Source organism: Allobacillus sp. SKP2-8, from assembly GCF_007559355.1.
GTDB lineage: Bacteria > Bacillota > Bacilli > Bacillales > Alkalibacillaceae > Allobacillus > Allobacillus halotolerans.
Genome location: NZ_VMHF01000002.1, coordinates 45,315 through 69,997, shown reverse-complemented (window position 1 = coordinate 69,997; position 24,683 = coordinate 45,315). Strand labels below are relative to the sequence as shown.

The 24,683-nt window shown below is 38.5% G+C and carries 29 protein-coding genes; 18 read left to right on the top strand and 11 right to left on the bottom strand.

The annotated features are described in order from the left end of the window. The first annotated feature begins 6 nt into the window (after nucleotides 1–6). Both FPQ10_RS03630 and mtnN read left to right on the top strand, forming a co-directional pair. Nucleotides 7–741: a YrrS family protein gene (locus FPQ10_RS03630; protein WP_144160442.1), complete on the top strand. Its 735-nt coding sequence runs from the start codon at nucleotides 7–9 to the stop codon at nucleotides 739–741. Nucleotides 742–761: 20 nt separating this feature from the next. After that, on the top strand, nucleotides 762–1,448 hold the full coding sequence (gene mtnN, locus FPQ10_RS03625; protein WP_144160439.1) for a 5'-methylthioadenosine/S-adenosylhomocysteine nucleosidase: 687 nt from the start codon (nucleotides 762–764) through the stop codon (nucleotides 1,446–1,448). A gap of 234 nt (nucleotides 1,449–1,682) precedes the next feature. On the opposite strand, the gene sigK is transcribed toward mtnN, so the two are convergent. From sigK to sda, 8 genes are all read right to left on the bottom strand, one after another. Next, nucleotides 1,683–2,390, bottom strand: a complete 708-nt coding sequence (gene sigK / locus FPQ10_RS03620) for an RNA polymerase sporulation sigma factor SigK (RefSeq protein WP_370512021.1) — start codon at nucleotides 2,388–2,390, stop codon at nucleotides 1,683–1,685. A gap of 147 nt (nucleotides 2,391–2,537) precedes the next feature. Continuing rightward, nucleotides 2,538–2,909: a monovalent cation/H(+) antiporter subunit G gene (gene mnhG / locus FPQ10_RS03615; RefSeq protein WP_144160433.1), complete on the bottom strand. Its 372-nt coding sequence runs from the start codon at nucleotides 2,907–2,909 to the stop codon at nucleotides 2,538–2,540. Continuing rightward, complete coding sequence (locus FPQ10_RS03610; protein ID WP_144160430.1) at nucleotides 2,890–3,195, bottom strand: Na(+)/H(+) antiporter subunit F1; 306 nt, start codon at nucleotides 3,193–3,195, stop codon at nucleotides 2,890–2,892. The genes mnhG and FPQ10_RS03610 overlap by 20 nt, the downstream gene beginning before the upstream one ends. After that, entirely contained in the window at nucleotides 3,195–3,671 is a 477-nt protein-coding gene (locus FPQ10_RS03605; RefSeq protein ID WP_144160427.1) for a Na+/H+ antiporter subunit E, read from the bottom strand. Before FPQ10_RS03605 ends, FPQ10_RS03610 begins: the two co-directional genes overlap by 1 nt. Before the next feature lie 5 nt (nucleotides 3,672–3,676). After that, entirely contained in the window at nucleotides 3,677–5,161 is a 1,485-nt protein-coding gene (locus FPQ10_RS03600) for a Na+/H+ antiporter subunit D (protein WP_144160424.1), read from the bottom strand. Continuing rightward, entirely contained in the window at nucleotides 5,154–5,492 is a 339-nt protein-coding gene (locus FPQ10_RS03595) for a Na(+)/H(+) antiporter subunit C (RefSeq protein ID WP_144160422.1), read from the bottom strand. Before FPQ10_RS03595 ends, FPQ10_RS03600 begins: the two co-directional genes overlap by 8 nt. Nucleotide 5,493: 1 nt before the next feature. After that, nucleotides 5,494–7,827, bottom strand: coding sequence for a Na+/H+ antiporter subunit A (locus FPQ10_RS03590; RefSeq protein ID WP_144160419.1), 2,334 nt, complete (start codon nucleotides 7,825–7,827; stop codon nucleotides 5,494–5,496). Nucleotides 7,828–7,973: 146 nt separating this feature from the next. Further along, a complete protein-coding gene (sda, locus tag FPQ10_RS03585) occupies nucleotides 7,974–8,114 on the bottom strand; it encodes a sporulation histidine kinase inhibitor Sda (RefSeq protein WP_144160416.1) in 141 nt (46 codons plus the stop codon). Between the two features lie 416 nt (nucleotides 8,115–8,530). Here sda and FPQ10_RS03580 point away from each other — a divergent pair, with 416 nt between their 5' ends. From FPQ10_RS03580 to FPQ10_RS03545, 8 genes are all read left to right on the top strand, one after another. After that, a complete protein-coding gene (locus FPQ10_RS03580; protein ID WP_144160413.1) occupies nucleotides 8,531–9,046 on the top strand; it encodes a YqeG family HAD IIIA-type phosphatase in 516 nt (171 codons plus the stop codon). A gap of 1 nt (nucleotide 9,047) precedes the next feature. Beyond that, a complete protein-coding gene (yqeH, locus tag FPQ10_RS03575; RefSeq protein ID WP_144160410.1) occupies nucleotides 9,048–10,154 on the top strand; it encodes a ribosome biogenesis GTPase YqeH in 1,107 nt (368 codons plus the stop codon). A 13-nt stretch (nucleotides 10,155–10,167) separates the two neighbouring features. Then, on the top strand, nucleotides 10,168–10,980 hold the full coding sequence (aroE, locus tag FPQ10_RS03570) for a shikimate dehydrogenase (RefSeq protein WP_144160407.1): 813 nt from the start codon (nucleotides 10,168–10,170) through the stop codon (nucleotides 10,978–10,980). 4 nt (nucleotides 10,981–10,984) lie between these two features. Further along, on the top strand, nucleotides 10,985–11,275 hold the full coding sequence (gene yhbY, locus FPQ10_RS03565) for a ribosome assembly RNA-binding protein YhbY (protein WP_144160404.1): 291 nt from the start codon (nucleotides 10,985–10,987) through the stop codon (nucleotides 11,273–11,275). Between the two features lie 102 nt (nucleotides 11,276–11,377). Next, complete coding sequence (locus FPQ10_RS03560; RefSeq protein ID WP_255439671.1) at nucleotides 11,378–11,938, top strand: nicotinate-nucleotide adenylyltransferase; 561 nt, start codon at nucleotides 11,378–11,380, stop codon at nucleotides 11,936–11,938. Continuing rightward, nucleotides 11,928–12,488 carry a bis(5'-nucleosyl)-tetraphosphatase (symmetrical) YqeK gene (gene yqeK, locus FPQ10_RS03555; protein ID WP_144160396.1) on the top strand — a complete coding sequence of 187 codons (561 nt, stop codon included), beginning with the start codon at nucleotides 11,928–11,930 and terminating at the stop codon, nucleotides 12,486–12,488. The genes FPQ10_RS03560 and yqeK overlap by 11 nt, the downstream gene beginning before the upstream one ends. An 11-nt stretch (nucleotides 12,489–12,499) precedes the next feature. After that, nucleotides 12,500–12,844 carry a ribosome silencing factor gene (gene rsfS / locus FPQ10_RS03550; protein ID WP_144160393.1) on the top strand — a complete coding sequence of 115 codons (345 nt, stop codon included), beginning with the start codon at nucleotides 12,500–12,502 and terminating at the stop codon, nucleotides 12,842–12,844. Between the two features lie 17 nt (nucleotides 12,845–12,861). Further along, nucleotides 12,862–13,590 (top strand): class I SAM-dependent DNA methyltransferase, encoded by a 729-nt coding sequence (locus FPQ10_RS03545; protein WP_144160390.1) that lies wholly within the window; start codon nucleotides 12,862–12,864, stop codon nucleotides 13,588–13,590. Nucleotides 13,591–13,645: 55 nt separating this feature from the next. On the opposite strand, the gene comER is transcribed toward FPQ10_RS03545, so the two are convergent. Continuing rightward, nucleotides 13,646–14,488, bottom strand: coding sequence for a late competence protein ComER (gene comER / locus FPQ10_RS03540; protein WP_144160387.1), 843 nt, complete (start codon nucleotides 14,486–14,488; stop codon nucleotides 13,646–13,648). 55 nt (nucleotides 14,489–14,543) lie between these two features. Between comER and FPQ10_RS03535 the strand changes: the two genes are divergently transcribed. From FPQ10_RS03535 to FPQ10_RS03525, 3 genes are all read left to right on the top strand, one after another. Beyond that, nucleotides 14,544–15,137, top strand: a complete 594-nt coding sequence (locus FPQ10_RS03535) for a helix-hairpin-helix domain-containing protein (RefSeq protein ID WP_144160385.1) — start codon at nucleotides 14,544–14,546, stop codon at nucleotides 15,135–15,137. Between the two features lie 61 nt (nucleotides 15,138–15,198). Further along, nucleotides 15,199–15,768, top strand: a complete 570-nt coding sequence (locus FPQ10_RS03530) for a ComE operon protein 2 (protein ID WP_144160382.1) — start codon at nucleotides 15,199–15,201, stop codon at nucleotides 15,766–15,768. 12 nt (nucleotides 15,769–15,780) lie between these two features. Then, complete coding sequence (locus tag FPQ10_RS03525) at nucleotides 15,781–18,024, top strand: DNA internalization-related competence protein ComEC/Rec2 (RefSeq protein WP_144160379.1); 2,244 nt, start codon at nucleotides 15,781–15,783, stop codon at nucleotides 18,022–18,024. Between the two features lie 51 nt (nucleotides 18,025–18,075). Here FPQ10_RS03525 and FPQ10_RS03520 read toward each other — a convergent pair whose 3' ends face one another. Beyond that, a complete protein-coding gene (locus FPQ10_RS03520; RefSeq protein ID WP_144087524.1) occupies nucleotides 18,076–18,210 on the bottom strand; it encodes a YqzM family protein in 135 nt (44 codons plus the stop codon). A 296-nt stretch (nucleotides 18,211–18,506) separates the two neighbouring features. On the opposite strand from FPQ10_RS03520, the gene holA reads away from it, so the two are divergent. Continuing rightward, nucleotides 18,507–19,538 carry a DNA polymerase III subunit delta gene (holA, locus tag FPQ10_RS03515; RefSeq protein WP_144160376.1) on the top strand — a complete coding sequence of 344 codons (1,032 nt, stop codon included), beginning with the start codon at nucleotides 18,507–18,509 and terminating at the stop codon, nucleotides 19,536–19,538. A gap of 124 nt (nucleotides 19,539–19,662) precedes the next feature. Here holA and rpsT read toward each other — a convergent pair whose 3' ends face one another. Further along, a complete protein-coding gene (rpsT, locus tag FPQ10_RS03510) occupies nucleotides 19,663–19,929 on the bottom strand; it encodes a 30S ribosomal protein S20 (protein WP_144160373.1) in 267 nt (88 codons plus the stop codon). 164 nt (nucleotides 19,930–20,093) lie between these two features. On the opposite strand from rpsT, the gene gpr reads away from it, so the two are divergent. The 4 genes from gpr (at nucleotide 20,094) to lepA (ending at nucleotide 24,630) form a co-directional block, all read left to right on the top strand. Beyond that, the gene (gene gpr, locus FPQ10_RS03505; RefSeq protein WP_144160370.1) at nucleotides 20,094–21,182 is read left to right on the top strand and encodes a GPR endopeptidase; all 1,089 of its coding nucleotides are present in this window, start codon (nucleotides 20,094–20,096) and stop codon (nucleotides 21,180–21,182) included. A 142-nt stretch (nucleotides 21,183–21,324) separates the two neighbouring features. Then, nucleotides 21,325–22,443, top strand: a complete 1,119-nt coding sequence (spoIIP, locus tag FPQ10_RS03500; RefSeq protein ID WP_144160367.1) for a stage II sporulation protein P — start codon at nucleotides 21,325–21,327, stop codon at nucleotides 22,441–22,443. 2 nt (nucleotides 22,444–22,445) lie between these two features. Continuing rightward, complete coding sequence (locus FPQ10_RS03495; protein WP_144160364.1) at nucleotides 22,446–22,736, top strand: hypothetical protein; 291 nt, start codon at nucleotides 22,446–22,448, stop codon at nucleotides 22,734–22,736. A 79-nt stretch (nucleotides 22,737–22,815) separates the two neighbouring features. Continuing rightward, nucleotides 22,816–24,630, top strand: coding sequence for a translation elongation factor 4 (lepA, locus tag FPQ10_RS03490; protein ID WP_144160361.1), 1,815 nt, complete (start codon nucleotides 22,816–22,818; stop codon nucleotides 24,628–24,630). The last annotated feature ends 53 nt before the right edge of the window (nucleotides 24,631–24,683 follow it).

Sequence of the window (24,683 nt, the reverse complement as noted above, 5' to 3'; positions counted from 1 at the left end):
CGTGTTATGGCAGACGAGTATCAAAATGAACACACAAGAGCTGAACGATTTGAGAAAAGAAGACGAACAACAAAAATGATGAATTACATGTTGATCTTAGCAGGGATTTTAATCCTGTTGCTGATCATGCTATATTTCTTTTCTGGTGATGAAGAGGCTGGGGATGAAGAAACAGAAGAAGGTGTGGAGTTAGAAGATTCATCTGATGGAGAGTCGAATCAAAACGAAGCATCAGGCCAAGAAGAAGAAAATAATGAGTCAACAGATGAAAGTAATGAGGATACACCATCCGACGAAGACCAGTCTACAGACGAACAAGAAAAATCAGATGAGGAAACGAACGAGTCAACAGATGAAAATACAGGCGAATACAGTAACTTTGGAGAAGAGATTGAAGTTGAGCAATCCGATGAAGAGAATGTTATACAAGTCATTAAAGGTGATTGGCCAACATATCCAACCGAACAAGAAGAACCACATTCGATTGATTTAGACAAAGGAAGCCAAGATCGTCAAGAACTGGAAGAAGCTTCAGCTTCAGCGATCAACGGTAATTCCGAAGATATTACCTATTGGTGGTTTGGAAGTGACGGGAATCCGAATTATGTAGAAGCGACGATAGAAAATCAAACAGATGGTGAGATATACCGTGTCCACTTAGAGTGGGTTGAAAATGAAGGATGGCAACCACAACTCGTAAAAGTTTTAGAAGAAAATGATCAAAAACATCGGTTTGAATAGTTCGACGAAGGAGATAGAAAATGAAATACGCAATTATTGGCGCAATGGAAGAAGAAGTGGAAGCAATCAAAGAACGGATAACAATTCATTCATCAACGACTATAGCAAATTGCGAATATAATATAGGTAGCTATGGCGATCATGAAATTATTCTATTACAGTCTGGCATCGGTAAAGTCAATGCAGCTTTATCGACCACCATCTTACATGAACGGTTTAAGCCTGACTATGTCATAAATACAGGTAGCGCCGGTGGAACGGATCCAACCTTGGAGGTTGGCGACATCGTTATTGGTGAGAATATTCTTCACCACGATGCAGATGCGACTGCATTTGGTTATAAATTCGGGCAAATTCCACAAATGCCAGAAGTATTTACTTCAGATGACCAGTTGGTCCAACGAGCAAAAGAATCGATTGAGCGGCTTACAGGCGATTTTCAGAAGGTAGTAGGAATCATTGGTACAGCTGACTCATTCATGTCTGATGCTGAAAGAGTCAGCCAAGTTATCGAACGGTTTCCTGAAGTGAAAGCATTGGAAATGGAAGCAGCTGCAATTGCACAAGTTTGCTACCAATATGGAACACCATTTTTAATCATCCGATCATTGTCTGACATTGCCGGAAAAACGTCTGAAGTCAGTTTTGAAAAATTTCTCGAGAAAGCAGCGGAAAACAGCGCAACGTTCATATTAAATATGCTGTAAGCTAAAACCCTAGATGGGAATCGATTCATAAATCGATCTCCGTCTAGGGTTTCGTTATGTTCCAGGAAGATATCGGTGAGTGGATGAAATACGACCACTACCTGAACAGTCTGTTGGACGATGAATTCGGTCGGTAATCAGGTCACTCACCTTCGGAAATTGGGTATCAAACAGTTTTGTAAGCCGTGTTTTAAGCAGTGAAAATGTACTTTTGATCTTGCTTAGTGGTCAATATCATTTAGGGTTTTTTTGCTTTTTTGCTTTTTCCTTTTCACGATAAAATGCATGAAACATTTTCATTAAAGCGCGTTTTTCGATTCGAGAGACATAGCTACGTGAGATACCGAGTTCTTGAGAAATCTCTCGCTGTGTGAACTCCTTCTGATTATTCAATCCATACCTTTTAACAATAACTTCTTTTTCGCGTGAATTTAATAAATGAATATATTGAAAGATTTTTTCAATTTCCATCGTTGTTTGAACTTTATCAGCAAGGTCGGGTTGGTCTGATTGTAATATGTCAATTAAGCTAATTTCATTTCCTTCTTTATCGTTGCCAATCGGGTCTTGTAGAGACATATCCTTATTGCTCTTTTTCGTAGATCGAAGGAACATAAGTATTTCATTGTCGATACATCTCGCTACATAAGTTGCTAGTTTCGTGCCTTTTTCTGGTGAGAAACTCTCTACTCCTTTGATGAGACCGATTGTACCGATGGAAATAAGGTCTTCTTGATCCTCTTTATTATTTTCATATTTTTTTGCAATATGTGCTACAAGTCGTAAGTTATGTTCAATTAGTTTATTTCGGGCATCCAAATCACCATTTTGCCAAAGGTCCAAATACTTCTTTTCATCTTCTTTTGAAAGCGGTTGAGGAAAAATTTGTCCCTTAATATAAAGGGCAAAAAAGTATGGGTGCTGCACGAATAATGAAAGCAGTTTTAAGAAACTAAGCAAAACATCACTCCTGTTGATTAGATATTTGCCTACACCCCAATTATATGGCGAAAATTTTAATTAGTGCCTATCCACCTTAAAAACAATAAAAAAACTGCGCTCCCAATTAAAAGGAGCACAGAATAGATGTTAAGAATCTGGTTGTTCGGATTGTCGTTCGGCATTCGCTTGGTCATTTGCTTCTTGTAATTCGTCACGAATACTACTTTCATGCAACTTGACTCCTGCGTTATGTGCAGCTCTGGAGATCATGTGTCCACTAATTGGGGCGGTGAGCATAATAAACCATATCCCAATTAAAAGTTTTCCACTAATGATTTCGTGGTCTACGTACAAAAATAAAAACGCTGCTAGCAAGACACTGGCCACACCGAGTGTAGAAGCTTTTGTTGCTGCGTGAAGTCGTGTATAGACATCAGGAAACCGAAGTATGCCGAGTGATCCTGAAAAAATGAAAAAGGTGCCAACAAGTAAAAATAAACTAATGATTATTTCGATCAATGATAACACCCTTTTCAATAAATTTCGCAATTGCGATCGTACCGATAAACAATAAAATGCCAATCAATAAAATAACATCGTTTAGTTTTGTCGTCACTAGATGGATCGCTGTCAGACCGGCGAAAGCCATTAAATTGATTCCCATCGTATCTAAGGCGACAGCACGGTCCGCATTTGTCGGACCAATGATAATGCGAATCAATAGGATAACTACCGAAAATGCTACTGCGACCAGACAAACGATCACTGTCCATTCCAATAGTTCGCCTCCGAAATCTTCTAACATTATCTCGTCACCTCCATAATCGCTTTTTCAAAGGTTTCCTTAATACCTTCAATTTCTTTTTCGATATCCGGCATATCCATCGCGTGGATATAGATTGTCGTATGATCATCAGAAATTGAAACGCTCAACGTTCCAGGAGTCAATGAAATTAAGTTGGCAAGCAACGTAATTTCCCAATTCGTACGAAGTTCAGTCGGTAGTGCAAAGATCCCGGGTTCTACGCTCAACTTGGGCTTGTATACAAGTTTGGCTATTTGCCAGGTCGATCCAATTAATTCTTTTAAGAATAACAAAATCAACTTGATCATCAATAAGACTCGCTTAAAGTAGAATGCATCTGGTATGAAGCGACGAAGTAAGAACAATAAAGCAATGCCGATGATATAACCAATCAGAAAAGTGACGAATGTATAAGACTCTGTCATAAACATCCATAAAACAGCAATAAGTAAATTGAATATTATTTGAATAGCCATAAATCTTACTCCCTTAGTACGGCGTTAATGTATTCTGCTCGATCTAACAACATATTAGCAATTGTTTCAACATGAGGATAGATAAACTCAGCACCGATTCCAATAAAAATACTGATCGCAAGTAATACTGCGGCTGGAATGGTTAGATGGCGAACTTTTTTATTCTGTCCTTCTGGAAGTCCTTCAACAGTGTCTCCCCAAAACCCACGGACGAAGATACGAATCATCGAATAGAGGATCAATAAGCTTGTTATCAGGGCTGCCACGGTTAAAAGGATTTCTTCTTGTTCTAATGATCCTCTTAATAATAGTAACTTTCCAATAAAGCCACTGAATGGCGGGACACCTGCCAATACGAGAGAACCAACAAAGAAAAGCCAGCCAAGAACAGGATATCGGGTAATCAATCCACCCATTTTTCGCAGATCGTCCGTACCGGCAGCTACAACCAAAGCACCAACGAGAAAGAATAGGGCTGCCTTAATTATCATATCATGCACTAAGTAATAGACTGATCCTTCAATGCCGGCTGACGAATATAAGCTAATCCCCATTAAGATGAAGCCAATTGCCGGTATGATGTTATACGTAACAATTAATTTTACGTTTTGTGTAGATAATGCACCAATCACACCGAATAACATGGTGAATATGGCTAACCAGGTGAAAATTTCGTGTGTAATACCTATATCATGATTGAAGATTAATGTAAAAACACGAAGAATGGAATAGATTCCGACTTTCGTAAGTAATGCCCCAAATAATGCGGAAACGACCGGGTTTGGGACGATATAAGAATTAGGCAACCAATAATAAAGTGGGAATATGGCTGCTTTAATCGCAAATACGAAAAACAGCAAGACACCAAGCCCCGTTAAAATTCCCGTTTGTTCAGCTTCCTGAATTCGCTCAGCCAAGTGGGCCATGTTTACTGTTCCGACGGAGGCATAAATGAAACCAACCGTTGAGACAAACAGCATGGAAGAGAATACATTAAAGAGAACATATTTCAGTGACTCTCTTAATTGAACCTTTCCTCCTCCTAGTACAATGAGTCCATACGAGGCCATTAGTAATACTTCAAAGAAAACAAACAAGTTAAATAAGTCTCCGGTCAAGAAAGCACCGACAACCCCACTAATCATCAAGAACATAAACGTATAAAAATAGTAGCTTTCTTGAAGTTGACTTAATGAGCTTGGTGCATAGAAGACGGCTGCAGTGGTCAAGATTGATGTAATCAAAACAAGCGTCACAGATAAATAATCAGCCACAATCGATATGCCGAATGGAGCGGCCCAGCCACTTGCTTGCATAACGATGATTCCGTCCGTGAAAACGACCCAAGCTAAGTACCCCGCATATACTAAAAAGATTATCGCGAATAGTTTCGCAATGAACCGTGATAGACCAAGCTTTTTTGGTATAAACGCTGAGATAACACTAGCTATCAAAGGTATAACTATCGGTAAAACTGCTAAGTTACTCATCACTACTACCTCTCAATTCGTCCATATTATCAGATTTGTTCAGTGTGTAGGTTCGGTAAGCCAATACGAGTAGAAAACTAGTTACCCCAAAGCTAATGACAATGGATGTCAGAATGAGAGCTTGTGGTAGAGGATCCGCATAGTTTGTTACACCCTCAACCAATACAGGAGGATTTCCTCGTTTTAATTTTCCCATCGTAAGCAAAAATAGATGGGCAGCATGTGAAAGTAGTACCGTACCTATGATGATTCTTAAAAACTGCTTTTGCAATAAGTTATATATGGCGGTGGCGAACAAAATGGACGCCAAGATAGCCATCAAGATTTCCATATTATTTCGCCCCCTTATTCTTCCGTAAACGGATTAATGAATAAATTGCAAGTCCTGCTCCAAACAGTACAGAAACTTCAAATAATGTATCCATTCCACGGAAATCAACTAAGATCACGTTAACGATATTGTCTCCTCCGCCTAGCTTATAAGCGTTTTCTGTAAAGTAATCGGAGATCGTACTGAAAAATTGACTGTTGTATGCACTAATGGATATGACGAGCATCAATGCGCCGAATCCAACCGAAATCAATGCGTTCATACCGCGATGGGCGATTGATTCTGTTCGTTTGGTTAGGTTCGGTAAGTGATAGAAACAAAGTAAAAACAGTGCGACAGTAACAGTCTCAACAATCAGCTGAGTCAGCGCTAAATCCGGTGCACTGTATAGAACGAACAAAATCGCAAGACCATATCCAACTACACCTACAACTAGAATGGCAGCAATGCGATTGGTCACAAAAATGGTTGCGACTGCTGCGATTGCCATCACAATCGCAATTAAAACCTCATGAACAGTGACAGGAGCCACATCTGATACTTCAAAATTGATGCCATCACTAATAAATAACACAGTTCCTGTAATCGTGGTGACAGAAGCTAGTAACAAGATCATATAAAGCCGTAAAGAACCATTCATATAAGTGAATGTAATCCGATTACTAGCAGCTTCTAATTGATTGACTCCCCAATCATAAATCCGGTTAAAGGAAAAGTTACCAGGTATAATCGTGTAAACTTTTTCCCAACTTGTTTTGGTTAAATACAGTACTGTTCCGAGTGCGACTACTGCTAGAGACATGTACAACGGTGGAATGAATCCATGCCAGAAACTGATTTCTTTTGTAACCTCAGCACCGAAAACAGCATCTGCTGCATGGGTCAATAAGCCATTGTTGAAAAGACTAGGGAAAAGCCCAATGACAATTACACCAACTACTAAGATGATGGGCGATAAAAGCATCATGAATGGTGCTTCATGCGGCTTAACTGGTAATTGTTCTTCTTTATATTTACCTCTAAATGTTCCGAAGAATAAATACATCGAATAAACAAACGTGAATATACTGCCAATCACTGCTAAGTAAGGAAGCACGGTAGCAAGTACTTCCACAAAGGTTCCTGCATATCCAGATAATTGGAGTGATGCATCAAAAAACATCTCTTTACTATAAAAACCGTTTAAAAATGGCAATGGTACCCCGGCCATCGAAAACGTTCCAAACAAGGCTAGTGTGGCAGACATCGGCATAAACGTCATCAGCCCGCCCAGCTTTCGAATATCCCGTGTGCCGGTTTCATGGTCGACAATACCAGCAATCATAAACAAGCTTCCTTTAAAGGTTGCATGGTTTAGAATATGGAAAACAGCTGCAAAGATTGCGATATCCGTTCCGAAACCTAACATAGCCATAATCATACCTAATTGACTAATCGTTGAATAAGCAAGAATCGCTTTTAAATCTGTTTGACGGACAGCCATATAGGAACCACATACTAAAGTAATGATTCCAAATAAACTCAATAGCACGAAAAAGCTAGGTTCTCCACCGAAAATGGCTGAGAAACGAGCCATTAAGTAAATTCCTGCTTTTACCATCGTTGCCGAGTGTAAATAAGCACTAACAGGTGTCGGCGCTTCCATCGCATCCGGTAACCAAATATGGAAAGGAAATTGTGCGGATTTCGTAAATGCACCGAGCAATAAAAAGATTAAAATCAAAGGGAAAAAGGAACTTTCCAAAATAACATCCGCTTGGCCAACCATTTCGCGTATACTTGTCGTCCCGGTAACGATGGTTAGTGAAATTAATCCAGCTAATAAACTAAAACCACCACTGACCGTAATTAATAGAGACTTAATTGCTCCATAACGGGATCTCTCTTTAAAATGCCAATAACCGATTAAAAGAAACGAAGAGAGGGACGTGAACTCCCAAAAAGCATAGAGGGCAAACACGTTATCGGATAGGACAACCCCCAACATGGCTGTCATAAAAATATACAAATATGTATAAAAATGACCGAGTCGTTCCTCTCTGTCTAAATAATAGATGGAGTATAAAACGACCAACGAACCAATCCCGCTGATCAATAGAGCAAATAAAAGACTCAGCCCATCCAAGTGAAAGCTAAGCGATATATCAAGTGAAGGTATCCAACTATAGTTGCTTACTTGACTTTCAAAACCACTCCCGACGAATGAAACAAAATAAATAAAAACCAATAACGGAACAGGCAGGATGAGCCATCCAGTATGTATTTTATGTTTCATCCTGCTGAGGAATGGAATGACGATTGCAAATAGAATTGGTGCAAAAACTGCGTAAATCATGAATGGTGACATCCTTTCAACGGTATAAATACAAATATAGTAACCATTATAATGGCTAATGATTAAAATTGAAAAGAGTAAACCATCAGCCAATAAAAAAACTAACACGGTTATTCGTGTTAGTTATATATAGGTAGAAAAGCTGTTTATGACATTTCTTTGATTTTTTCATCCAGCCCTCTAATGATAAGCTCTCGTTCGATTAAGCTAATAAAGTCATCATTTAAATCCAACTTAATGGCACGATAATAAGACTCAATGAGTAAATGATCTGATAATTGTTCCATTATGAATACCCTTACAGGGCGCACCTCCCATAAATCTCTGAGTCAATCTCTAACCTACGTGATTTATCCTATCACTAATAAGGTGAATAAACAATTCGATTATTTTGTGTGTAACTTGTGTATAAGTTGTGCGTAATGCATCAAAAATCACTTGAAAATGTTGCAATATTAATGTTTATCCTGTTGATTTGTTTATCCACAGAGAAAAAAATGTATGAATTTGTCGAACGATTTTCAGCATACATTCATGCTATTTTGCTTTATAAATCTTATTATTTATTATTACCGTTCAATCCATGAAGTAAACATATGATACACAAAAAAATGATTCGCTCATGTTTATCCATTAAAAACGCTTTTCAATTGTTAGACGTTCCTTTATGATGAATACTAGCGAATATAGGTGAGGTGTAAGTATGCTTTCAGATTTTTTGCCCAATGACCAAGTTAAAGACGTGTTCGAAATAACACCTGCTTATTTAAAAGAACGAGGAATTAAAGGCGTTATTACGGATTTAGACAATACGTTAGTAGCTTGGGACCAGCCGGAGGCAACTCCTGAAATCATTGAATGGTTCAAATCATTGAGAGAAGCTGGACTCCAAGTGACGATTATCTCCAATAACAATGAAGAACGGGTAAGGTTTTTTTCGAATCCCTTAGATATTCCTTTTATCCATAATGCTAAAAAGCCTACACAAAAAGCTTTTAGAAAGGCAAGAAAAACCATGAACCTTCCGAAAGAGGAAATTGTGGTGGTAGGTGATCAGTTATTGACTGACGTTCTCGGTGGGAATCGTGGAGGTTTATATACAATACTTGTCATACCCGTTGTTGAATCGGATGGGTTCTTTACAAAATTCAATCGGATGATCGAAAGAAGAATTATGAATTACTTTAAACGAAAAGGTAAGTTGAACTGGGAGGAATAATATGAATGAGCAACTGTACTGTCAAGGTTGTGGGGCACCCATTCAGACAGAAAATAAGCAAGAACCTGGATATGTACCTGAATCTGCACTGCATCAAGAACAATTGATTTGCCAGCGCTGCTTTCGGTTGAAAAATTATAATGAAGTGCAAGACGTCAATATGCATGCAGATGACTTTCTTCAAATGCTTCATGATATTAGTGACCAAGATGCAGTGGTCGTCAATATTGTTGATTTATTTGATGTTCTCGGGAGTTTTATTCCAGGTTTAAAACGGTTCGTTGGTAACAACCCAATCGTTTTAGTCGGTAATAAGGTTGACCTATTGCCAAAGTCTACGAACTTGAACAAAGTTAAGCTTTGGTTGCGAAATGTAGCCAAAGAGTATGGATTAATCGTTGAGGATGTCTTTTTAGTCAGTTCTGTCAAAGGAACAGGAATTGAAGAGGCCTCGTTACAACTCGATCAACTTAGACAAGGTAAAGATGTCTATGTTGTCGGTTGTACAAACGTCGGCAAATCGACTTTCATCAACCATTTAATTCATCAATCGGTCGGTGAAAAAGATGTGATTACGACATCCTATTTTCCTGGAACAACGCTTGGATTCATCGAAATCCCTTTAGATGAACAATCAAATTTGATTGACACACCAGGAATTATTAATGATCATCAAATGGCCCATTTGATGACTGCCAAAGACTTGAAGATCATCACTCCAAAAAAAGAAGTGAAACCGAGAGTCTTCCAATTGAATGATGGACAAACGCTATTCGTCGGCGGAATGGTTCGCTTGGACATTTCTGAAGCGGATGATAAATATGGATATATTTGTTATTTTTCAAACCGATTGTCTATTCACCGAACGAAAACGGAAAAAGCAGAAGACTTATATGAAAATCATTTAGGTGAAATGCTGTCCCCACCAAGTGAAGAAACAATAGAGAAGTGGCCGGCTTTAAAACGAAAAACTTTTCATATTCACGAAAAGAAAATGGATATTGTAGTTTCTGGTCTTGGATGGATTACGATTCCAGCCGGAAAAATCACGGTAGATGCGTATGCACCTGAAGGGGTCAATGTAATCATACGCGAAGCAATTATCTAAGGAGAAGAATTCTATGTATCACTTCGGACTGATTGGAAATCCCATCAAACATTCCAAATCCCCTGAACTTCATCAACATTTTTTGAAAGATTTTGGGGTAAACGGTGCATATGAATTATATGAATTAACCCATGCAGAATTGGGTGCCTTTACAGAACAAGTGAAGCAAGACGGATTGATGGGTTTTAATGTGACTGCACCATATAAAGCATCAATCATTCCTTATTTGGATCGACTGGACTTTTATGCGCAGGAAATGAATGCGGTGAATACCGTTAAATTGATGGATGGGCAGCTTGTTGGTTACAATACAGATGGAATTGGATATATTGAAGCTTTAAGACAAGCTAAATCAGAATTTTTCAATCAAACGAAAAAAAAGATCTTGATTATCGGAGCAGGGGGCGCAGCAAAAGGAATCGCCCTTGCATTGAATGGTATAGAAAATTTTACGATTGATATTACGAATCGTACCGAAGAAAAAGCAATTGAACTTACGAAGAAACTAAAAACAAGCCAAGTATACGATCTAACTGAAGCTGAAGAACATCTAGGTAAATATGACCTTATTATTCAAACGACTACCGTTGGAATGCAACCGAATATCGATACACAAATTATCCGATTAGATCGCGTAAAGCCACAGGCTATAGTGAGTGATATCGTTTATCAACCGAAATGGACGAAATTTCTAGAGCAAGCGGATGAATTGGGGATTGAAGTTTTATTCGGTATTGATATGTTGATTCATCAAGCGGCAAAATCATTTGAAATTTGGACAGGACATCGACCTAATGAAAGGCTGTTAGAATGGCTGAAGGAGTGATCAGATGTTAACCGGAAAACAAAAACGATTTTTACGTAAAGAAGCCCATCATTTATCACCAATTTTTCAAGTTGGTAAACAAGGTGTCAATGACAATTTGATTGCCCAATTAAATGATGTGCTTGAGAAAAGAGAATTGATCAAGATAAATATTTTACAAAATGTCTTTGAAGATAAAGAAGAGATCGCCCAACAGATTGTGCGGGGAACAAATGCTGAGTTGGTGCAGATCATTGGGAATATCGTTATTTTGTACAAGCCTTCTGAAGAAAATAAACAGATTGAATTACCATAATGCGTAGTTTCAATAATAGGGTGTCAACCACCCATGTTTCTTGCGAGCTATATTGGTCGACGAGTGTGGAAAGATAATTATACCGATATAAAAGGTGATCTTATGAAAGTAGGTTTGTTTGGGGGCACATTTGACCCACCACATAAAGGACATTTTGTGATCGGGAAAACCGTCAAAGAAAAATTGGATTTGGATGAAGTCTGGTTTATACCAACTTATGAACCCCCTCATAAAGATGAAGCAACGGCATCACCAGACGACCGACTACGTATGTTGGAACGAATGATTGATGGTGAGGATGGACTTTTCATATCAACCATTGAGTTCGACCGAGAAGGCCGTTCTTATACAATCGATACAGTGAAAGCATTGCAAGAGCTTCATCCAGATGTAGCGTTTTACTTTATTATCGGAGGCGATCAAATTGCTTACTTACCCAATTGGTATCAAATCGAGGAATTAAAAGATTTGGTACAATTTATTGGGGTGAGAAGAGAAGGCTATTCGTATACGAAACCCGATCAAGTTCAGATGGTTGAGATTCCTGACTTGCCCTATTCATCGACTAGCATTCGAAAGGGATTACAACAAAATGAACCGGTAGAAGGTTTGCAGAAAGACGTAGAACGGTATATAAGGGAGAATCATCTTTATGAACGTTGAAATGGCATTAGCGGAATCAAAAAAAGTATTAAGTAGCAAACGTCAAGCACATGTAGAGCGTGTAACCGAAAAGGCATTGCAATTAGCTAAATTGTATCATGCTGATCAAGAACAAGTAGGTATTGCCGCTGCACTACATGATTACGCAAAAGAGTTTGATAAAGAAATTCTTACAAAAACGATTGAGTCATCCGTACATCTGCCAAAAGACTTATTGCTGTTTAATGAAGAGCTGTTACATGGTCCAGCAGGTGCAGAGATCATCCGAGAAAAGTTTAATATAGAAGAAAAAAATATACTTCATTCCATTCGTTACCATACGACAGGGCGAGCGAGAATGTCCCTTGAAGAAAAAATTGTTTTCTTAGCGGATTATATTGAACCAGGAAGAGATTTTCCTGCCGTATATAAAGCAAGGGAGTTAGCTACTGAAGACTTAGATGAAGGTTGCCGATATACACTAAGGGAAACGATTCAGTTTTTAATGAGTAAAAATCAATTGATTTACCCTGATACGTTTCATGCATATAATGAATTAACAAAAAAATAGGAGGGTTTTATTTGGATAGTAAACAACTACTCGAGATTGCAGCAAAGGCTTGTGATGATAAAAGTGGTCAAGATATTGTTGCACTCGATATGAAAGAAGTATCATTAATTGCAGATTACTTTTTAATTTGTTCTGGAAACAATGAACGTCAAGTGGACGCAATCAGCAAGTCCATAAAAGACGCAGTAGAAGAACAAGGAAAAGAAGTGAAAAAAATAGAAGGAAAAGAGCAAGCAAGATGGGTGCTCGTTGATTTAGAAGATGTTGTTGTCCATATTTTCCATAAAGAAGAAAGAGCGTATTATAACTTGGAAAAGTTATGGGGCGACGCGTCAAAAGTTGACTTGCCGATCTAAGAAAGGACGCAATTTTCATGTATGGCCAAATGGCAAAAATCTATGATTACTTCATGACCGACGTACCATATAATCAATGGGTTGATTTTTACAAAGCGTTTACCAAAGAACATTTGAATCCGTCGGTTTTGGACCTCGGTTGTGGAACGGGGGAGATGTCATTACGCTTGGAGCCGACCGCAAAAAAAGTCGTCGGTATCGATCTGTCCGCAGAAATGATTGAGCAAGCGAATGATAAAAAACCACACGGCAGTTCGACCGAGTTTGAGCAAGCGAATTTGGTTCAGTTATCACTCGATGAACGGTTCGATGTCATTGTCAGCTTTTTGGATGTTCTCAACTATATAACAGAAAAAGACCAAGTGAAGGAATCCTTGAGGCGAATAAAAAAGCACCTGAATCCAGGTGGGAAATTTCTTTTTGATGTTCATAGTCTTGAACATATGAACCAACTGATTAAAGATGAAATTTATTCATATGTAACAGATGATCTAAGTTATATTTGGTTTTGTCTACCTGGGCAAGAAAAAGGAGAGGTCCATTACGACCTCACATTTTTCGTAGCTGATGATGACGGGCGTTATCAACGATTTGACGAAGAGCATACCCAACGGACTTTTTTGGTCGAACAATATAAACACTGGCTAATGCAAGCGGGTTTTTCGACTGTACGCGTATATGCAGATTTTAATTTTTTTGAGGAAAGTGAAGATGGAGACCGTTTGTTCTTTGTCTGTGAAGCATAGTGAAAAAAGCAACATAAATTTGTTGCTTTTTTCTTTGACTTGATTAACAATAGAATTATCCACTGAAATTCATTTTTGCCTCATGGATTAATGCCTCTACCATTTCTTGCTCTGTAGCAAATTTTTCATGCGTATTAATGAATACCTGATTAAAACTGTTGTGAATCTCTTTTTCCAACGCCTTCATACCTACTCCGGTGATTCCACCTTTAACCATCACCTTTTCCCGTAAAGTTTGAAGTGAAAAATGTCTCTCTTCCAGTAAACGGCCAAAACCAATCACCATTGTCTCTATAAACTTTTCAGCATCTTCCCTCTTAAGCAAAGTCTCCTTTTCAACCGATTGAATCATATCTTCCAATACGTAACTTAGAAAAGCTGGACCGCAAGAAACGAGGTCAGAAGCGGCACGTACCGTTTCATCTTTGACTTCAACGGGCTCTGAAAACAATTTGCATGTTTGTTTAATCATTTGCTGATCAATTGCGTTCGTTCGCTGACCAAAAGACAATAACGTGGCTCCAGTCAATGATTGATTCGTTATGCTCGGAATCATACGTGCAGTTTTACACGGTAAGATTTGATCAAGATGATCCGTTGAAATCGAGCTCGTAATCGATATAATCAGTTGGTCCTTTCTAATGTTCGGTTGAAGCTTTTTGGCAATTTCAAGGATCTCTTTCGGTTTAGCACATAATAGTAACACATCACATTTATTGGCCATGCTTGTTAAACTTCGTTCGACATGGACGTTTGGATACTGATTTAATAGCTCATAAGCCTTCATCAATGTTCGATTATAAAGGTAAAGGTTCTTTTCTTCCACAGCCTGACTTTGCGTTAAAGAATGCAAAAGAACTTTCCCCATATTGCCTGTTCCGATAATTCCCCAATTCATTTCACAACCTCCTTAAAGGTATCCCTAAATTAATATATGAAAGAAGGTCTTGAACATGATTATTCAAAAGAAATGGTTGATTTATGTACTGATCTTTTTACTTTTACTTATTGCGTTATTTCTCTTTCAGCAAAACCCGGAAACTTCTTCAATTGTGATTGAAGAGCCAATTGAAGCGGAGGAAGAGGTGACTAATTCAATCGATGATTCGATTGAATCGAAAATAATATGGGTGGATATTAAAGGCATGGTTGAAAAGCCAGGTGTATACCAGTTAAAAGAAGGAGATCGTGTCAAGGATGCGATCCAGGTAGCAGGTGGCTTTTTAAAGGATGCTGATGAATTGATGGTCAATATGGCTGCATTGATCCAAGATGAAATGGTTATTTACGTACCAGCTAAGGGAGAAACAGAAGACGCCAATATTTTTTCCACAGGTGGAAAAGTGGAAGAAGGGAAGGTAAGGATTAACTCTGCGGGTTTAGATGAAATCATGACTTTACCAGGAATTGGCGAACAAAAAGCGAAAAGTATTATCGAATTTCGTGATACAAATGGTAAATTTCAATCCGTTGATGATTTGTTACAAATCTCTGGCATCGGAGAAAAAACGCTTGAGCGGTTTAGAGAAATGGTGATTGTCCCATAGAGCTGACATGATATACTAAAGGAAAATAATAAACTGAAAATACCTAGGAGGATCATAACCAATGGAGCGAATTTCTTGGGATCAATACTTTATGTCGCAAAGTCATTTATTGGCCTTGCGCAGTACGTGTGAACGGTTATCAGTTGGAGCGACAATCGTACGTGAAAAACGTGTAATTGCTGGTGGATATAATGGAAGTGTTTCTGGCGGCGATCACTGTATTGAAGTCGGATGTAAAGTTATTGAAGGTCATTGTGTACGAACAATTCACGCAGAAATTAATGCGATATTACAATGTGCAAAATTCGGCGTGCCAACAGAGGGGGCTGAAATTTACGTCACCCACTTTCCATGTCTGAATTGTTGCAAGACGATCATCCAAAGTGGGATCAGTAAAATTTATTATGCTGAAGACTATCGGAATCATCCGTATGCGATTGAACTGCTTGAAGCTGCAGGTGTTGAATATGAAAAAGTAGAATTGGATTATTTACATATTGACACTGGGACGAAAGAAAAAATCACCTTAATGACAAAATTAATTCAAGAGTTGGAAGCGCAAGGGGTCGAAGAGGAAAAATTACGTCATTACCGAGAACAAGTCAATGACCTATTCATGCATGTCGAATGATGTGAGGTCGAATTGAAAGGTAATATCTATTTAGCTGCCGTAATCTATACGTTGGGATACTTGCCGTTTGCAGTGAGCCTTTGTTTGCTTGGAGCATTGTTACTAACACTTCTCCGTTTTTGGTTCAGTCATAAATGGTTTCTCGGAGTATCCCTTTTTCTTTTTATCCTCTCCATATATCTCTCGCCTCAAACAACAGCCCTCTCAGATGAGAACACCCTACCAGAAGAATACGCTGGACCAACCATTATTAAAAGTCATCCAATCACCAAAGAATTCTACACTGAATTTGAAGTTGAGTTATCCAATCAGCAAATGGTACTCATCCGCCAACAAAAAGTTGAAAAAAATGCGATCAAGCATGGTGCCGTCTGCCTAACAGAGATGTCTATCGAGCAAGTTAATCAAGCAACGAATCCGGGCCAATTTGATTATCGTTCATTTTTGAATCATCAAGGGATTCATGGAATTGCATATGATGCAACTATTGAAGAGTGTGTTGGTTCATCGTTCGTATCCCCCTTATATGAATATCGGGATCGTTTGTTGGAACAAATTGACGATGTTTTTTCTCCAAATACTTCTATGTGGATGAAAGCCCTCTTGTTTGGCGAACGGTCAAATTTCGATGACCAACTGATGGAAAGTTTTCAATTTTGGAATCTATCACATTTGCTTGCGATTAGTGGATTACATGTAGGGTTACTGTTGGCCTTATCCTATGCTGTGTTGTATTTTGGTTTTCGCATTTCAAAAGAATCTGCTATGAACATATTGCTCGTTAGCATTCCGGTCTATATTGTGCTTGCTGGAAGCCAACCATCTGTCATTCGTGCAGGCCTGATGGCTGTTTTGGTCATTCTGGTTACAAAGCTAAAAATGACTGTTAAATTGCTGGATGTTTTGGCCATCATTTATATTATTTCTCTAGTGTTCGATCCCTATTTGTTCTATCAGCTCTCTTTTCAGTTCTCTTTTCTTGTGACGTGTAGTCTAATCTTGTCGAAGCAAATCATTACAACGGATGGATGGTTGTGGACTTCGATAAAAATTAGTTTAATTAGCCAACTCGCATTATTGCCTCTTCAGTTTTATCACTTTTACTACACAAATGTGCTCTCATTTCTCCTCAATTTATTGTTTGTCCCATATTTCACCGTGTTTATGCTACCGGTATTAATCACTCTCTTGTTGTTGCAGCTTCTGCACACTCCATTTGCTGTATTATTGGAAAAGTTATTTATATGGATCAACCAACCAATGATGGATGCGTTAGTCGGTCTTGAACAATTTTCGATTGCTCAATGGATTGTCGGCAAACCATCAATTCTTGTGATTGGCATTTATTATGTAATTTTTCTCATCATGATGGCTATGTGGAATCGTGGAAAGTTGAGATTCACTGCAGTATTCGCGATTGCTTTGATTGGATGCTGGTGGATGCAGCAAGCCCTTCCTTATATGGACAATGCCTACAGAATTACAATGCTTGATGTCGGCCAAGGTGATTCATTCGTCATTGAGCTACCAAGGAGATCGGGTGTTTTAATGGTAGATGCAGGAGAAGAGGTTGTATATTCTCATTTGGACCAATCAAACAGAAACACAAAGAATATCATTCAACCTTTTTTATGGTCCAAAGGCATTACTCAGATTGACGCCTTATTGATTAGTCATTTTGATTACGATCACGTCGCAGGCGGAAAAGAAATCATGGATTCATTCAAACCAAAAGGGTTGTTTATTGCGGCAAGACAGGATCTCGAACCAATTACACGCTATTTTGGTGACAAATATCAACCCATTCATCTCATGCACGGTCATCGCCTACAGTTTGGTGGTGGAACAATTGAAGTCATAGCACCTAAAACAAATCGATCATCCGGAAGTGAAAATAATCATTCATTAGTATTTATTCTGGAAGTAGATGGACATCGCACATTATTTGCCGGAGATCTAGAGGAATCAGGGGAGAGACGCATTCTACAAAGGAACTTGCCTCCGATTGATTTATTGAAAGTAGCCCACCATGGAAGCAAAACTTCTACGAGTGAAGCATTTATTAGAGAAGTCGGTGTAGATGTGAAGAATGCTTTGATTTCGGTTGGAGAAGACAACACCTTTAACCATCCATCTCAAGTAGTCATTAAACGCTTGGAAGATCATGGAATAAAGGTTTGGCGAACGGATACCCATGGTGCTGTCGAAATGATCTATAAAAATGGACAAAGCACATTTTCTCCGTTTACACCATAGAATAGAAAAAAGAGGCTGAATAACTCAGCCTCTTTGAACTAACTATACTGATTAAGAACCGATCACCTGAAAGACTGTTCCAATGAAGAAAATAATGAAAAAGAATAAGAAAGAAAAACCAAAACCTTTAATTGAATCAACGACATCATTGTTTTTTGATTGTACTTCTTGTTCGAATTCGTTCACGTTCATCCCTCCCGTTTCATATACATTATACTGGTAGACAGAAGTTAACGTCTAGTCTTTTCGATAACTTCCATAAAATTTTAACAAATGATTGTTAAGAGTTGTCAGCTATATTCCTGCTAACAATACACACAATAAGTATACCACCAAACGCCGCCAAAGACAAAAACGGCCCGGGATTTTGTCTTTTTGGCGTTTATATAGATTCGAGGGTGTCAGTTCTGACACCCTCTATATATTTGCATTGTCATTGCAGGTAATCCGTTATACGATAAAAAAGGAGGAGATGAATCAAAATGCATGCAAAGGAATTTTTGAACGCAAAAGGGAACAAAATTAAGCACAGTGTTTTCTTATTATATGGAGAAGAAACGTTTTATATTCAAAAGGTAAGGGAAAAAATTGTTCAATCATCGAGTATTGGAAATGAAAATGATGATGTTCAGCTTTATGACATGGAAACAACGCCAATCCAAGAAGCCATTCATGATGCAGAAACGTTTCCTTTTTTCAGCGATCACAAAATAGTGATTATCAATCGCGCACATTTTTTGACGGGTCAAGTACATAAAGGAGATGTTGATCACCAGGTTGATGTATTGATGGATTTCATCAATCATCCAGTCGATTTCACGACTGTGGTAATCATTGCTCCCTATCCAAAACTCGATCAACGAAAAAAAATCACCAAAATAGTGAAAGAGAATAGCATGGTGATTGATTGCACACCACCAAACTTATATGACATGAAAAGTACAATTGAACCAATGGCAGCATCACATGGCCTACAGTTGTCCAATGAAGTGATTGATCTACTGATCGAAAGAATTGGGGAGCATATAGAAGCCTTAGATCACGAATTAAAAAAGATCGCTTTATATGCGACTGACGGAGCAATTAATTATGAACAAGCACAGTCACTAGTCTCCACTCATGCAGAAACGAGTACGTTTACATTGATTGATGCATTGACTGAAGGAAACCTAGGTCATTCACTTTCAGCTTTAAAGGAATTCCGTAAACGAAATGAAGAACCGATTGCACTGTTGGCACTTGTCGCATCCCAAATCCGTTTAATTTTGCAATGCAAATTGCTGAAAAAATCGAATTACCAACAACAACAAATGGCAAAGCAGTTGAAAGTGCATCCGTATGCGGTCAAAATGGCTCTAAAAAGGGAAAGAAGATTCACAGAAGATCAATTGAAACAAATGATCATTGAAGCAGCACGTTGTGATGAGCAAATGAAAACAGGTGAAAAGGATAAATGGTTAGCCCTGGAGATGTTTTTAGAAAGAGCCGGAAGAAAAATTGGTGAGCCTGCTTAGAGGTTAAAGAATCGAGCTGAAATCAATCAAATAAATCAAATGAAAAGAGCTGATGTTCAAGCACTCGAGTTAAGCTTGCTTGAAGACCAGCTCTTTTTTTAATAAATTCCAACTAAATTTTCACTTATGAAGTCAATTCATTTACTTTTGTCATAAGCGTACGTTTTTTTCGACTTGCATTGTTTTTATGAATAATACCTCTTTGTTGTGCTTTGTCGATTTTTTTGACCGCAGTAACTAAAGATTCTTTTGCTTCATCTACATTGTTGTTACGTACATGATTCTCCACCTCACGCATAGAACTACGCATGTCAGATTTAATCGTTTGGTTTCCTGTACGCTTTTCATTATTCACACGGATTCTTTTTGTTGAACTTTTAGTATTCGCCATATTCATTCACCTCCTGATGAAATGTCCAAGAAATATTCGTTGGACAAAAATTATTGTACCAAAGCTTGGTCCAAATTTCAATTAATTCCTGTCAAGCGCGAATGCTTATCGAGTAAAATATGGAATTTAGAACAGACTAAGGAACAGAGATTGGAGGGTATTAGATGAAAAATGAATTCAAACCACGAACAGATTTGGCTGTAGAAGCAAAAGAAATGTTTGTTGAGAAAAATCCAGAAAAAGAACACGAGCTTGACGGAATCATTATTCGAGAATTTCAGGAAGATGATGTGAAATTAACCCGCGTAGAAATTGACGAAGAAGGAAGTAAACGTGTAGGGAAAAGTCCTGGAGAATATATCACATTGGAATCACAGAAGTTAAGGGATTTACAATCAAATTTTCTAAATCAAATCAGTACGATGATGGCTAAAGAGCTTAGCCGGTTGATTCAAAAGCATCAAATCCCGGAAGATGCACGGTGCCTTATTGTCGGCTTAGGGAATGAATATATAACACCGGATGCACTAGGTCCAAGAACGTTGAATAAAACCTATGTGAATGCACATCTCTTCAAACTTCACCCAGAATCGGTCGATGAAGGTTTCCGTCCGGTCGCTGCCTTCACTCCTGGGGTGATGGGTATGACCGGAATTGAAACGAGTGATATGATTTTCGGTGTGACCAAACAATCCAAACCTGATTTTATCATTGTCGTTGATGCCCTTGCGGCAAGAAGTATTAACCGAGTGAATGCGACAATCCAGATGTCTGATACGGGAATACACCCAGGTTCTGGAGTGGGAAATAATCGAAAAGAAGTCAGTGAAGCAACATTAAATGTTCCTGTCTTTTCAATAGGAATACCGACTGTCGTCGACGCGGTTACGATTACAAGCGACACGATTGACTACATGCTTAAACATTTTGGCAGGGAAATTACTGAACAAGATCGAGCAAGTAAAGCATTAACACCAGCAGGAATGTCTTTCGGCAAGCGTAAACAGTTGAAACAAGAAGATTTACCAGATGAAGATACAAGAAAAAAATTCATGGGCGTGATCGGAGCTTTAGGAGAAGAGGAAAAGCGCCAGCTGATTCAAGAAGTTCTTCATCCAATCGGACATAATTTAATGGTTACACCAAAAGAAGTCGATGAGGTGATTGAAGAATTAAGCAAAGTGATTGCCAACGGACTGAATCAAGGACTTCATGCATCAATCAATCCAAAGAATGCTAAAGATTTTTTATAGAGTCAACAAAATGAACCCTAGTTAGCGGACGTTTAAGAAGTTCGAGACTAGGGTTCTTTTTGTTTTTCGTTGATTCATCGTTCTATCATCTGCATCTCTTGAATAGAGTTTTAGTAGAACTTTACTAGAGAGGTTGAAATGAATGAAGAATCCAATATCCTTCAACTCAAAAAACTTTAAAAAGAAGATGAAAAATCCATTTGTTTTGTTCATTGTCTTGTTTATCGTCTTGTGGCTGTTAATTCCAGCATTTACAATCAGACCGATTCCAAACGGATCTGATTCTTTTATGGATGAATGGTTAGCTGATGTGGACGCTGTTTCGTTAAGCCATTTATTAACCATTGACCAGCCGATTATGGATGGGGTTGTTTCTGCAGATGAGCAATTGTCACTGTCATCTGTTTTATTGCCAATGCTCACGAGCCTACCGTATCAGGATATTCGTTTGTTGTTTGGGCATGAACTACCGAATTTTTCGATTAATAATAGTACGATTGCTATTCGAGGGAGTGGAACGAACCAATTTACCACATCTGTCGAGTCAGCTCCTCCAGAAGATCTGTTCGAAGATGAAGAAATTGATGAGGACAGTAAGCCAGATCAAACCTATACCGGTGAGTCCGTTTTCATTTATACCTCCCATAATAGAGAATCTTTTTTACCTGAACTATCAGAAGGTCGAGTTCCAGATGAAGCCTTCCATCAGACGGAGAACGTTATGAAGCTTTCCAAAAAAATGAGTGAACACTTAAAGAATCAGCAAATTGAATCGTTTGTGGATGAAACGGATATTTGGAATGAACTGAAAAAAGAAGGAATGGTTTATCACCAGTCATATGATTATGCACGAAGAGTGGTTCAACAAGCGCAAGCAAACAATGAAGATTTAAGTTTTATGATCGATATCCATCGTGATGCGCAGCCAAGGAATATAACAACGACAGAAATTAACGGTCAAAAGGCCGCGAAGATAATGTTTGTCATCGGTGGCGAACATGAGAATTATGAGAAAAACTTAGCATTCGCAGCAGAGCTTCACGAACGGATTGAAGAAAAATATCCAACGTTAAGTCGGGGTGTGGAAGTGAAAAGAGGATCTGGGGTTAACGGAGTCTATAACCAAGATTTAGCAGAGAACTCGATTGTTCTTGAGGTTGGTGGGTATGAAAATACATTTGAAGAACTTTATTTAACCATTAAGTACTTCAGTGAAATTTTTGCAGATTATTATTTCAATAAAACGGCGGAAGAGGTGTAATCATGTTAAGACTTTTAGGTATTCTCATTGTTTTGTTCTTTATCTTTCAGGTCGGTGTGTCTTTCGGAAAGCACGCCGAACCTACTACAACAGAAGTTATAGCGAATGAAACGGAACTGGACAAGAAAGAACAGGGTGTTGAATCGTTTGAAGTAAAACATACGAAGCAATTAAATGAGAAGCCTAAAGGAAGCGAGCTATTCATGATTGCTAGCTTTTTGGAAACAGGACTAAAAAGCTTGTTCTCATTCCTGTTCGAATTCCTTCATCGATTTTCTTTGCTATTCTGGTAACGAAAATCAATTGAATGTTGTCGATTGTATTGCTATAATCAAGCTAGCGTATTTTCGCGAATTACAGGAGTGATGCAGTTTGACAGAGAGAAAGAAAAGAAACGTACGAAATTTTTCAATTATTGCCCATATCGATCACGGTAAATCTACTCTAGCCGATCGCATATTAGAAAGAACGAATGCGTTGACCCAAAGAGAAATGAAAGAACAATTTCTTGATGCCATGGATTTGGAGAGAGAACGTGGAATAACCATCAAATTGAATGCCGTACAATTAGGATATACGGATCAAGATGGTGAAGATTATTTATTTCATTTGATCGATACGCCTGGACACGTCGACTTTACATATGAAGTATCACGTAGTCTGGCAGCTTGTGAAGGGGCGATCCTAGTCGTTGACGCAGCGCAAGGTATTGAAGCCCAAACACTTGCAAACGTTTATTTAGCTTTGGATAACGATTTGGAAATCATTCCAGTTATTAATAAAGTTGACTTACCAAGTGCAGACCCAGAACGTGTGAAACAAGAGATAGAAGATGTCATCGGGATACCCGCGGATGATGCTATCTTGGCTTCTGCAAAAGCAGGAAAAGGTATAGATGAAATTTTAGAACGTATTGTGACAGATATACCTGCTCCGGCTGGAGATGAAGAAGAGCCAACAAAAGCTTTGATTTTTGATTCTTTGTATGATTCTTACCGCGGTGTCATTGCTTATATTTGTATAAAAGAAGGCAGCCTAAAAAAAGGCGATAAAATCCAAATGATGCAGACTGGTAAAACATTCGAAGTAAACGGGCTAGGAGTTTTCACACCAAGTCCTGTCGAGAAAGAAGAGCTTACTGTTGGTGACGTTGGATTCTTAACAGCATCAATTAAAGACGTAGGAGATTCTCGGGTTGGGGATACGATTACATTAGCGAACAACCCAGCGTCCGAACCATTACCTGGTTACAAAAAAATGAATCCAATGGTTTTTTGTGGTTTGTATCCAGTAGATGCGGATAAATACAATGACTTACGCGAGGCGCTAGAACGCTTAGAGCTTAATGACTCGTCTTTACAATACGAGGCGGAAACTTCTCAGGCGCTCGGTTTTGGATTCCGTTGTGGCTTCTTAGGACTTTTACACATGGAAATCATTCAGGAAAGAATCGAACGGGAATTCAACATTGATTTAATTACGACAGCACCAAGTGTTATTTATGAAGTTCAATTAAATGATGGCGAGATCATCCATGTTGACAACCCATCTATGCTACCGGATCCGCAGGAAGTTTCAGAAATTAAAGAGCCATATGTTGAAGCGACTATTATGGTGCCGAATGACTTTGTCGGTGCGGTGATGGAAATTTGTCAGAAGAAACGTGGTCAATTCAAGGACATGCAATATTTAGATGAAAACCGTGTAAATATTACGTATGAAATTCCTTTATCCGAAATCGTTTACGACTTCTTTGACCAATTGAAGTCACAGACGAAGGGATACGCTTCGTTCGATTATGATTTCAAAGGCTACCAAGTTTCGAATCTGGTTAAAATGGATATTCTTCTGAACGGTGAATCCGTCGATGCATTGTCTTTCATTGTCCATAGGGATTTTGCATTTCATCGAGGAAAGCATATCGCCGAAAAGTTAAAAAAGATTATCCCAAGGCAACAATTTGAAGTGCCGGTTCAAGCGGCAATCGGTAATAAAATTATTGCTCGGACGACAATCAAAGCCATGCGTAAAAACGTTTTATCCAAATGTTACGGTGGAGACATTTCGAGAAAGAGAAAACTATTGGAGAAACAAAAAGAAGGTAAGAAACGAATGAAAATGGTTGGAAAAGTCGAAATCCCACAAGAGGCATTTATGTCCGTACTTGAAATGGGTGACGACGACTAGGGCAGGCCAATTCGGTCGCCCTTTTCTTTGTTTTTAACACACTGTCTCGAAGA